This is a genomic window from Psychrobacter sp. AOP7-B1-24, from assembly GCF_052376215.1.
Taxonomy (GTDB): Bacteria; Pseudomonadota; Gammaproteobacteria; order Pseudomonadales; family Moraxellaceae; genus Psychrobacter.
The window spans coordinates 15397-27567 of sequence record NZ_JBQSVL010000038.1; the positions used below are offsets into that span (position 1 = coordinate 15397).

Genomic DNA, 12171 nt, shown 5'->3' on the forward strand with positions numbered 1-12171 from the left:
GGGTGGTGATTATATCTGCGAAACCTCACCACCACTCAGGATCATTACTTTTTTCTTCAGGCTTTTTAGCGGTCTCAACCGTCACCTCATTCGCAGATAGCTCAGCGATAAAACGCGATGGCTTGTCAAAATAACCTGAATAACTGGCAAAGTAATCAGGTGCAGTGAGGTACAGCTGAGACTTGGCTCGACTACAGGCGACATAAAACAGCTTACGTTCTTCTTCTAATTCCTCAAAGTCATCCAACGAGCGATGATGTGGCGTCATACCATCAACCAATGAATTGACAAACACCACTGGCCACTCTAGCCCTTTCGCACTGTGAATGGTTGAGATGGTGACTTTATCGGTATTGTTTGTTTTAGACTGGCTAGCCGTCGCCACTGAATCATTGGGTGGATCGAGTGCCAAGTTTTCTAGGAAACTATCAAGACTGCTATATTCTGTTGCCAGTTTTTTGAGTACACGAAAGTCCTCACTACGCTCTCGCCAATTATCCTCAATCGTTTTTAGAATAGGAATATAAAACTTCAGAATCTGCTCAATGACTGTCTTGACTGATTTTGCCCGATCTGCCTTGGTGAGCAAAGTGTACAAAGGCTCAAACTGCTCGCTTTTTTTGGCAAACTTTGCCGTCAATAATGGCTCAAAAGAATTATTATCCGCATTAATGGCTTGCGTTAAGCGTGTTGCGGTGACTGACCCTACCCCTTTAAACAACGTCAAAATACGGTGCCATGCAATCGTATCGTTTGGGTTATAAAGTATTTTAACGAAGGCCAAAACGTCTTTTATATGTCGTCTTTCAATAAACCTGATACCACCTACCACGATAAATGGAATGTGACGCTCCATAAATACGAGCTGCACATAGCTGGACTGAAAGGATGTGCGGCACAACACAGCAAAGTCGTCATAATCAAACCCTGATTTTAGCTTGATAATTTTATCAGCGATATATTTGGCCTCGCGGGTCTCATCACGCAGTCGACTAAATACTGGCTTGATTCCGGCGACTGAAGTATTAGAGTGCAGCTGTTTTTGATAGCCTAATGTGATTTGCTCCGATAAGGCATTGATATAGTCTAGTACAGCAGGCGTACTGCGGTAATTCTGCTCAAGCTTGATAAGTTTGGCATTAGGATAGCCTTCACCAAATAACAAGATATTTTCGTAGTTAGCACCGCGAAAAGCATAGATGCTTTGGTTGTCATCACCAACGACCATCAGTGATACCGACTCAGGCTCACAAATCAAATCTATCAGCTCTTTTTGTGGAATATTGGTGTCTTGATACTCATCCACCATAACGTAGCGATACTGACGCTGCAGCAGCTGTCGAAATTTATCATTGGTCTTTAGGTGACGTACCACTTGACTGATAATATCGTCAAAGTCATAAAGGTGATTGGCACGCTTGTACTCATGAAAGTCAACTGCCAACTGCTCAATAATCGGTATGTGTACCGCAATATCAGGATAGTTACTTTCGATTAAATCTCGTATGTGAATGCGTCTATTTCTAGACGTTGAAAAGATGTTTTGTAAGGTTTTTTTACGAGGAAAAGCTTGGTTTTTGGTTTGGGCGGGATACTTCTTTTCTTTATGAATTAGATCAATCGCATCTTCACTATCACCCGTGTCTAAAATCGTAAATCGTGGGTTGATACCAAGCAGCCCTGAATATTGACGCAGCAGCATATTACAAAATGAATGGAAGGTGCCGCTAGCAATATCATTGAGCCGCTTATCCGTTGGCAGTTTATCTTTGGCCAAATCCTTATCAGATAAATTATTGCTCAACAATGTCTTTGCACGACTTTTAATTTCATTGCCGGCTTTACGCGTAAAGGTCAGTAACAAAATCTCTTTAGGCGACACGCCACTTTCTAACAAATAGCTAGTTCGATAAGTGAGCGTTTTGGTCTTACCAGAACCGGCACCAGCGATGACCAATACCTTGCCTTCAATAGTGGTGGCTGCCAATAACTGATTAGGGTTTAACTCACTGGCATAATCTACTTTTAATACTAAATCACCATTCAACCGTTGATTAAGTAATTCAATATTTGCATCGTCATCAGCATTGATTAGGTTTGCCTCTAATTTTTTTATCGCTTTCTCAAGGCGAGCAAGCTTGGGCTTAATCTCCTTGAAATTTTTCGGATAACTATAGCGGCGTGTATCAAAAATTGTGGTCGTCATTATAAGGGGTGGCCTTTCATTTGTTTTAGCTGACTTTATCTATACGGAGCACTTATACATAGCTGTTTGAAAATTTGACTGAGAGTATGTGGTGTTCATAATGAAGATTACTCGTCAAGTTTGGTGAGTCATCGGTACTTACTTGTCATGCGCCCACAAGCCAAACTATTATTTGATAGCACAGCTTACCATAATAGACACAATGGCAAAATTGCTAGCAATAACAGGTGCTAAATCTCAGTCTACAGCACAACAACCTCACCCCTATTCAGGTAAATTTGCTACAATGTGCCCAATTTTGATTTATCATTTATCCAAATTTTATATCAACTGATTTTATTACTATATTGAGAGAATGTTATGGGTTTTAATTGCGGCATCGTCGGCCTACCAAACGTGGGTAAATCCACCTTGTTTAACGCCTTGACCAAAGCGGGTATCGCCGCTGAAAACTTTCCCTTTTGTACCAAAGATCCCAATACGGGTATCGTGCCAGTACCTGATCCACGCCTAAAGAAACTGGCTGATATCGTCATCCCTGAGCGTGTACTACCGACGACCATGGAATTTGTGGATATCGCAGGTTTGGTCGCAGGTGCGTCAAAAGGTGAAGGTATGGGCAACCAGTTCCTAGCCAATATCCGTGAAACTGATGCGATTGCTCACGTTGTACGCTGTTTTGATGATGACAACGTCGTTCACGTCGATGGTCGCGTCAGCCCGATTGATGACATCGAAACCATCAACACCGAACTGGCATTGGCAGATTTAGAAGCGGTCGAACGTGCCGTATTTAACCTAACCAAAAAAGCCAAAGGTGGTGATAAAGACGCTGCAGCCATGCTTGATGTGTTCAAAAAGATTGAGCCATTATTAGCAGAAGGTAAAGCAGCACGGGCGGCTACTCTAGATGCTGATGAGAAGAAACTGATCAGAAGCTACGGTTTAATCACCCTAAAGCCAACCATGTATATCGCTAACGTCGCTGAGGATGGTTTTGAAAATAACCCATATCTTGACGCAGTGCGCGACTATGCCACTGGTGAAGATTCTATCGTCATCGCACTATGTAACCAAATCGAAGCTGAAATTGCTCAGCTTGATGAAGAAGACAAAAAAGACTTTTTGGCTGAAATGGACATGGAGGAAGCCGGTCTAGATCAAGTCATTCGTGGTGGTTATGATTTGCTTGATATGCAGACCTACTTTACCGCTGGTGTCAAAGAAGTTCGCGCATGGACTGTCGCTGTTGGTGCAACTGCACCGCAAGCCGCTGGTGTGATTCATACTGATTTTGAGCGCGGATTCATTCGTGCTGAAGTCATCGCTTATGATGATTTTATTGAATACAATGGTGAAAAAGGCGCAGCAGCCGCTGGTAAATCACGCTTAGAAGGTAAAACCTACATTGTACAAGACGGCGATGTCATGCACTTCCGTTTTAACGTGTAACCTTATACGATAAGCACAAACCGTAATTTATGAGCCGATGCTGGATATTCTCCAGCATCGGCTTTATTTTATATGTCTATTGTTATACTATAACATATCTTTATTTTCACTTATTTTAGGAACCGTATCATGACTGATTCTTTCTCTTTTTCTAGATTTGTAGGCGTTGCACTAATAGGAAGTATCATGACAGGCTCGTTATTGGGCTGTCAGCCAAGTACAGACACAGATACTGCAACATCTGAAGAAGTAACGGCAGAACACGATCATGATGAGCATGAAGGACATGATCATGACGAGCATGAAGGACACGATCATGACGAGCATGAAGGACACGATCATGACGAGCATGAAGGACACGATCATGATGAACATGAAGGACACGATCATGATGAACATGAAGGACACGATCATGATGAACATGAAGGACACGATCATGATGAACATGAAGGACACGATCATGCCAGTGCAGGTACGCCGTTTGCCTGTGAGCCCACTGCGACTATTGGTGTTTCTTACCATAACGACAGTACACCACACACTGCAAACTTAATTATCGATGGTCTAGATTACGATTTGGTCGCTATCTCAGATAATAACACTGATGCCAATACACAAGCCTATGTAGGTGAGATTGGACTGGATGATACTCACGGTATCATATGGCAAGTAAATGGTGACCAAGCAACATTGCGCAATAAAACACTAGACAGTGATGTGGCAATCGAAGAAGAGGAAGTACTATTTAACTGCCAAAAATCTTAGCATGTGGCCGCATTTTAATTCGCAATAAGGTAAACCAAAAAAGCTGAGTATCAACCACATACTGTGATACTCAGCGAGGTTGATACTGTAGCGGCTCTATTATACGACTATTACCATATAAGTCAGTGAACGACTAAGCCGGCTACAGTGTTACCCTCCTGAGACATACTATTTGTACAATCTGCAGTCGGTTACCTTATAGCCATTTTAAAGCTCTTTGACTATAGTATGCTGTACCAAGGTCGCTATTTTGCTATGCTAGAAACTCCCTTAGTTTCGGATATTGCAATATGCTAAATACACCAATCTCTTTGTCACCCCCTACCACACAATGGTCTCACCTTCTCAATTCACAGCGCCTTGGTGCTTCTAAAAAATTCAATGCCAATAAAAGCACCCGTTCTCAATTCCATAAAGACTATGACAGACTGGTTTTTTCGCACTCATTTCGACAGCTCAATCAAAAAACCCAGGTCCATCCGCTGACCAATCAGCTAGGGATTCATACTCGCTTAACGCACTCACTTGAGGTCTCTTGTATTGGACGCTCGCTTGGGATGATGGCAGCAGAAAAGCTCCATGATAAATTAGCCAGCGGTTTACCCACAGGCACCTCATCAGATGATGTTGGCGTGATTGTACAAGCAGCATGCCTTGCCCATGATATTGGCAACCCACCCTTTGGTCATGCAGGAGAGTATGCCATTCGTGATTGGTTTATAAAACCTGAGCAGCAAACGGTATTACAAGGTCTGAATAACAATGAAAAACTAGATTTACTAGCATACGAAGGTAATGCCCAAGGGTTTCGGCTGTTGGCTCGCAATGAGCATCATCCAGATAAAGGCGGTATGAGACTGACCTGTGCGACATTAGGTGCTTTTATGAAGTACCCTTGGCTAGCGATACATAGCAACCCTGATGTTCAAAACCTTTCTCAAAGTGCCACAGCCACTAAAGTGCAAAAGTTTGGCTGCTTCTATAGTGAAGCCTCGCAACTAGAAGAGTTGGCAGCGTGCTTAAACCTACCGCGCTCAGAGCAACATGATGGGTTTGCACGACATCCACTGGCTTATTTGCTAGAAGCGGCAGACGATATCTGCTATGCCTTGATTGATTTAGAAGATGGCATCAATCTCAATATACTCACCTACGCTGAAGTAGCTGCTATATTTTACGAGCTAATTGGTGAGCGACCGACCACTATTCACTTACCCACACACTTATCTATCAGACAAAGTCTAGCGTCGTTACGGGCACGAGCCATGATGCGTTTGGTCAATACTGTAACCGATGCCTTTGTCGCCAATAGTGACGCCCTGCTCGCTGGAAAACTGCGAGGCAGCCTATTTGATCACTGTGACACCACCGTACAAAATGGTATTAACCAAGCCAAAGAATTGGCACGTGAAAAGATATTCAATCACCCAAGCAAAGTACGCATGGAGCTGATGGCTAACCAATGCTTGCATCGTCTATTAGACGCCTTTATGCCGCTCGCTTGGACAGGGAATGACACTACAGCTCCATCACAATTCATGTCTTTTGAGCAGCAGCGCCTACTAAAGCTGCTACAGCCACATTTCCATGAGCATCGCCGTGACTTGTCAGACAATATTTACCACAATATTTTAAATATTTTGGATTTTATTACGGGTATGAACGACCACGAAGCCTATCGACTGGCGCAAGAATTGCAGGGTCACTGGAGTACAATGGTTTAACAGAGCAATGTAGGTTTAATAAATTCACGCAAATTGCGTATTTCAGTCGTATTTTCATGCTGAAATGAGTATGATAAAACCCTATCGGATAATTTTGAAATATTATGAGTAGTCGCGAACAAAAAAAACTTCAAACTCGACACGCCTTTTTTAATGCTGTGCTCGATTTATGTATGACAGGACAGTCTTTTAGCTCTATCAGCCTCAGACAAGTCACGCGTGAGGTCGGTGTTGTACCGACTGCATTTTATCGGCATTTCGATGATATGGAATCACTCGGGCGAGCACTGGTGGTTGAAGAGTTAGGAGGCACGTTGGCAATATTAAGCGATAGCTTACAGATCGGACGTAAGCGCAGCTTCGATCGTCAAATTGCCAAGAGTATTCAGTTGTTTTTGTACATGGTCAGTGACCAGCCTTATTACTGGCAGTTTTTGATCAGTGAACGTTATGGTGGTTCAGAAGCGGTTCGTAAGGCCATCAACGATCTCATTAAAAAACATGCTCAAGGCCTCGCTGATGACTTAGCACTACAACCAGCATTTACGCATATCAATGCCTATGATCGGCGTTTATTGGCTGAAGCTGGGGTAAACATGTTCTTTTCTTGGATCATTGATTGGTTAGAGCTGACCTATACGGAAGACCATGATGATGAAATTGATTTGAACGAGGTTGAGCAGAATAAGCAGCTCATGCTTCATAACTGCACTCGCCAAGCTCAAATGCTGTTTTATGGTGCTTATAACTGGAAATCTAGTGAAGAAACAGACTTAAGAGACTAATGCGTGTCTTCATTTCAAAAATGCTGATGAAAATAAGGACACGCTCTAAAAACTATTGATAGTTGGTTTTTCGATGACAGTTGGTTTTCCAACTAATAACTGGTATTGCGATGCTCCTCTGACTCAGTCTCAATTTGCTCTACCAATTCCTGCATATCTTCATCCATGACTTCGTCACTGATAGCAGGATAATGACTGGGCAATTCTAATATCTGCTGTACAAAGGCGTAGCGCAAGGTGTCTCGACGACCCAAATAACGTTGATAAAAGCTCGAATTTAAAAGTCCTGCTCCGCCCTGACCCATGGCCCAAATCGAGGATAAATAATCACGCGTACTCAAACTACTGCGCTCATCCTTTAAGTAAGCACTAATAATATCAATCAATCGTTTCATGCGCTGACGGCGAATATCATACAGTTCACCAAATAAGCGATTAAGACCTGTAGCAGAAGCTGCTAAACGCTCTTCAATCTGATTCAGTAGCATGGCTTTTTGCGGATTAAATAATTGCTGAAAAATCATACGCGCTACGCCCGCCGACGCACAGTCATCAATCCGATTGATATCAAACAAATGCTCTTCATAACGTATAATAATACGTAAATAAAGCTCATCTTTACTGGAGAAATGCTTATATAGCGTACCTTTAGCCAAATCCAGCTGGTCTGCCAAACTGTCTAAAGTAATATCACCATCACCGGACTCAAGTAGCAGCTGCTCTGCCATCGCCAAGATATTCTCTTCTCGTAACTTGAACTGACGCTGACGACTCATAACCTCTCCTAAAACCTAACAACATTTAGCATATAATCATCATTTATATCAGATCAGCGATATGATCAGTATTAAATCATATAAAGCCTTCTAGAAAAAACGATAGAGAATCTGCTTACATTTCCTAATTAATATTTTATAATCATACGCTTATACGAATTAACAGCCTACAACTATAAGCCCGTACAGCAAATGACTGACTGGTCATAGCATAACCATTTTAATGATACTGTGCCAGTAAATTTTCAAAGTTTTTTGCAGTTAATGCGCCTATCTCCTCGCTACTACAACCATACATATCCGCGATGCAACTTGCAACGTAAGGTACATATGCAGGCTCATTGGGTTTACCACGTTTGGGCACAGGCGCTAAGTAAGGACTGTCCGTTTCGATAAGCAGTCTGTCTCTAGGCATGTTTTTTGCGGCATCTTTGATTTGTTGGGCACTTTTGAAACTGACGATACCCGAGAATGAGATATAGAACCCTAAATCGAGTGCTTTTTTTGCAGTCTCCCAGTCCTCGGTAAAGCAGTGAATAATGCCGTGCTCTGCCCCTTCAGCTTTTAAGATATTGATTGTATCTTCTTTAGCATCACGCATATGTATGACCAGTGGCTTTTTCAAACGTTGGCTGGCATGAATATGACGAGCCAGGCTGTCTTGTTGCGCCTTTTTATTTTCCGTTGACCAGTAATAATCTAGCCCCGTCTCTCCAATTGCCCATACATGATCTGCAGCAGCGGTTTCTACCAAACGCTCAACAGTGGCTGATTGTAATACGCGAATATCTTCGCAGGGATGAATGCCCACGCTCATACCAAGATTAAGCGTGTCATCACCATAGGTTCTAACGATATTGGCAATCTCATCACATTCAGCAAAATCACACATAATCGCCATTGCTCGAGTGACGTTGGCTTCTTTCATAGCCGCGATCGCACCCGATAATTGACCATCATATTTGGTTAGATCTAGACGGTTTAAGTGGCAATGTGTATCAGTAAACATAAAAGTCTCGTTAGTAAAAATAGAAATGGATGAATAAAAATATTGGCATTCAGTATCTGAATAAATAATTCAATAGATGACTTAAATAGATGATCTAGAACATACTCTAGTTATTGTTCTTAAACAGGCTGTTTTCAAGTATTGTTTAACGGTACACTATCAATAGTCCTAATATTTGAATGTACAATAGACCCCATTATGAACCCTAAAAAAACCATCACCTTATCGCCCATCATAAAAGCTATCTTGCCCAAGCAGCTGTATAAGCGACGGTTTTTGTTACAAGATAAAGGGCATAGCAATCATATTGATATCGCTAGTGATGCACATATTGTTGGCGGCTCAGTTATCACCATTCGTAAAGGTCATGACAATCAAATTACCATCGGCAAACGCGGTAAATTTAATAAGTTAAAAATCGACATCAACGGCAATCACAATCATATAACTATCGCAGAGCAGGTCAAATTCTCTGGGCAGTTATTAATCGTTGGTAACCATCTACACATTCATATTGGTAAACGCACCACCGCGATTGACTGTTATATCTTGGCACGTGACAAAAGCGTGAGCATTGGTAACGCTTGCATGATATCGCGCGGCATTGAGATTCGCGCCACTGACGTGCATAAAGTTTATGATATGGACGCTGACATTAAGATAAATACTGCACATTCAGACGTTGTTTTAGGAGATCATATTTGGATTGCTGCCAATGTGACGATTTCTAAAAACGTTTCTATAGCCAGTGGCTGCATCATTGCAGCTGGCTCTTTTGTCAATAAACCAGTCATCACACCTAACTGCATGGTCGCGGGCACGCCAGCCAAAATCATTCGCCAAAATGTACGCTGGGAGCGCTAAAAGTAGTTTACACTTTGACCCTTAATTAAGAGGTACTACGCGCATCACTTCTTCTATGGTCGTGACACCTTCACTAATGCGCTTTGCGCCAGATAGCCGTAATGGCTGCACGCCTTCTCGGTATGCTTGCTGCTTAAGAAGATCTAGGCTCGAATCTGCCGCGACCAGTTTTTTGAGCTCATTTGACAATGGCATGATTTCATACAAACCAACACGACCCTGATAACCAGTATGGCGACAGTGCTCACAGCCATTTGCGGTATAAATCTGTGCCGGTGCTGGTGCGCGCCAAGGCTGTACTAGCTCTTGCCACTGAATTGCAATCTCACTGTCAGGCGTGACATCGACCGCTTGCTTGCAATGTGGACATAAGGTACGTAGCAAGCGCTGTGCCATCACACCCAATATAGTTGCTGAGGTCAAAAATGGCTGCACACCCAAATCATGCAAACGCGTGATTGAGCTTGGTGCATCGTTGGTGTGCAACGTCGACAGCACCAAATGCCCTGTTAGCGAGGCTTGCACTGCCATATTAGCTGTTTCAGCATCACGAATCTCACCGACCATGATGATGTCTGGATCTTGGCGCATCAAGGAGCGAATACCATCGGCAAAGTGCAAATCAACACCTGCATTCACCTGCATTTGGTTAAAGGCTGGCTCGATCATTTCAATCGGATCTTCAATGGTACAGACGTTAACCTGCTCTGTGGCAAGCTGCTTCAATGTACTATACAAGGTGGTTGTTTTACCCGAACCCGTTGGGCCTGTGACCAGAATAATTCCGTTCGGATGCGATGTCAGCTCATTCCACGTTTCAAGCTGCTTACCAGAAAGGCCCAGCTGCGCAAACGAGCGTACCAGCACCTCAGGATCAAACACACGCATGACTAACTTTTCACCAAAAGCCGTCGGCATGGTAGAGAGACGCAGTTCCGTTTCTAGCCCTTTTGGTGTGCGCGTTTTTAGTCGGCCATCTTGCGGTTTCCGCTTTTCTGCGACATTGAGCCGTCCCAAAATTTTAATACGCGCTGTGACCGCGACGATAATCGCTAAGGGCATCTCATAGACGGTATGTAACACGCCATCAATACGAAAACGCACCTTGCCAGTCTCACGGCGTGGCTCAAGATGAATATCACTCGCACGCTGCTCAAACGCATATTGCAACAGCCAATCAACGACTTTTACGATATGCTGATCATTGGCATCAGGATTGGTATTGTCACCCAATTGCAATAACGCTTCAACATTAGTAACATCAGATGCTGCACGCTTATGAACGCTATTTGCACCCGCAATCGCTTGCGTCACTTGATAAAATTCTTGGCGATAACGATTTATTTGCTCAGGATTGATATAGACCGTGCGATAGCTTTTGGCTTTGATGAGCTTTTCTATACTCGATTGCCAGTCAGTATAAAATGGCTGATCGGTACCGATGACCACTTCGTCCACCGTGACCTCAACTGGTAATATGTGCTGTGAGCGTGCATATTCAAACGACATCAACTTTGTCACCGCAGGCACATCGACTTTTAGGGGATCGATACGCACGAGTGGCATACCCGCTTTGGCAGCGAGCCACTGATTCAGCCATGATAACGTTAATTTGTTCTCAGCACTGCTATCGACCGCATGAGCATTTGGCAAACCAAAATCACGAATGGTTAACAGTGGATGCTGCGTCTTATCACGTCGGCTGGTAATAACCAGATTATAGCCACGCTGATCGATTACCTTATCTGCCAACAACTCATCTAGGCACCAACGCAAATCAATCACTATCGAATATTTTTGCTCAGACATATTTTTCTTCTTTTTTGGTTGGTAAAAAATCGGCCTTACCTATCTATAATCGGCTCGGGCTATTTATAATCAGTACCGCCTAATGGTACTCAGCTTTGCTCGACTGTAAATGGGCAAAATGTTCTACAAGCTCACATCTACCACAGCTGTTATCTGCAACTGCCCTAATGTTATCAATTGAAAGCTCACATCAACAGACTTATAGCGCATAACAAACGTGATATGTACCTCTGTGCGTCGATAGGCTGGACGCGGATCTTGCGCAACGAGTGCTTTAATAATATCCATATCAGACAATAATAACTGACTCTGCATCTGACCTATAAATGCCGCAACCGTATCTTGCTGTATATCCTGTTCTATATTAATTGCTTGGTCATTCTCAAAACTCTGCTCGGTATCAGCTAATGCCAAAAACTGCTCGTAGGCAGACTCCGTTATCGTCACCTCCAACAGCTCAGGAGCAGAAGGTGCAAACCCGCTTGTTGCCGCTATCAGTGCATCACTGTAAGCCACATACGGCTTTATATCAACAATAGGCGTGCCATCTATCATGTCCGCACCGCTAATGACGAGCAATGCTCTCCCTTGTACAATTTTGATATGCTCCAGCTTGACGACTGATAGCCCTAACGCTGATGGTCGGTACATACTACGACTGGCAAAGACACCTATCTTTTGGTTACCGCCCAGTCGTGGTGGCCGTACTTGCGGGCGAAAGCCAGTGGTTTTTGTCGTAGCTGCATTTTTTTTATTAGCCAAATTGTCTGTTTTTATGTCT

General features: G+C 43.2%; 10 protein-coding genes. 5 read left to right on the forward strand and 5 right to left on the reverse strand.

The window, feature by feature from the left end:
- Positions 1 to 25: 25 nt before the first annotated feature.
- The gene (locus ACT3QP_RS09035) at positions 26 to 2206 is read right to left on the reverse strand and encodes an ATP-dependent helicase (protein WP_444525251.1); all 2181 of its coding nucleotides are present in this window, start codon (positions 2204 to 2206) and stop codon (positions 26 to 28) included.
- Between the two features lie 360 nt (positions 2207 to 2566).
- Here ACT3QP_RS09035 and ychF point away from each other — a divergent pair, with 360 nt between their 5' ends.
- The 4 genes from ychF to ACT3QP_RS09055 all read left to right on the forward strand — a co-directional run bounded on the left by ychF (position 2567) and on the right by ACT3QP_RS09055 (position 6932).
- Positions 2567 to 3658 carry a redox-regulated ATPase YchF gene (gene ychF / locus ACT3QP_RS09040; RefSeq protein ID WP_444525252.1) on the forward strand — a complete coding sequence of 364 codons (1092 nt, stop codon included), beginning with the start codon at positions 2567 to 2569 and terminating at the stop codon, positions 3656 to 3658.
- A 129-nt stretch (positions 3659 to 3787) separates the two neighbouring features.
- Positions 3788 to 4423, forward strand: a complete 636-nt coding sequence (locus ACT3QP_RS09045) for a hypothetical protein (RefSeq protein ID WP_444525253.1) — start codon at positions 3788 to 3790, stop codon at positions 4421 to 4423.
- Between the two features lie 290 nt (positions 4424 to 4713).
- Positions 4714 to 6147 (forward strand): deoxyguanosinetriphosphate triphosphohydrolase, encoded by a 1434-nt coding sequence (locus tag ACT3QP_RS09050; protein WP_444525254.1) that lies wholly within the window; start codon positions 4714 to 4716, stop codon positions 6145 to 6147.
- Positions 6148 to 6251: 104 nt separating this feature from the next.
- Entirely contained in the window at positions 6252 to 6932 is a 681-nt protein-coding gene (locus tag ACT3QP_RS09055; RefSeq protein ID WP_444525255.1) for a TetR family transcriptional regulator, read from the forward strand.
- Positions 6933 to 7024: 92 nt separating this feature from the next.
- On the opposite strand, the gene ACT3QP_RS09060 is transcribed toward ACT3QP_RS09055, so the two are convergent.
- Both ACT3QP_RS09060 and ACT3QP_RS09065 read right to left on the reverse strand, forming a co-directional pair.
- Entirely contained in the window at positions 7025 to 7708 is a 684-nt protein-coding gene (locus tag ACT3QP_RS09060; protein ID WP_444525256.1) for a TetR/AcrR family transcriptional regulator, read from the reverse strand.
- A 220-nt stretch (positions 7709 to 7928) separates the two neighbouring features.
- Positions 7929 to 8717 (reverse strand): TatD family hydrolase, encoded by a 789-nt coding sequence (locus tag ACT3QP_RS09065; protein ID WP_444525257.1) that lies wholly within the window; start codon positions 8715 to 8717, stop codon positions 7929 to 7931.
- 198 nt (positions 8718 to 8915) lie between these two features.
- Here ACT3QP_RS09065 and ACT3QP_RS09070 point away from each other — a divergent pair, with 198 nt between their 5' ends.
- Positions 8916 to 9581 carry an acyltransferase gene (locus tag ACT3QP_RS09070; RefSeq protein WP_444525258.1) on the forward strand — a complete coding sequence of 222 codons (666 nt, stop codon included), beginning with the start codon at positions 8916 to 8918 and terminating at the stop codon, positions 9579 to 9581.
- Between the two features lie 21 nt (positions 9582 to 9602).
- Here the strand turns inward: ACT3QP_RS09070 and ACT3QP_RS09075 are convergent, their stop codons facing one another.
- Positions 9603 to 11390, reverse strand: a complete 1788-nt coding sequence (locus ACT3QP_RS09075; protein WP_444525259.1) for a GspE/PulE family protein — start codon at positions 11388 to 11390, stop codon at positions 9603 to 9605.
- Positions 11391 to 11513: 123 nt separating this feature from the next.
- On the reverse strand, positions 11514 to 12171 hold a 658-nt coding region (locus ACT3QP_RS09080; protein WP_444525260.1), incomplete at its 5' end, for a TrmO family methyltransferase domain-containing protein.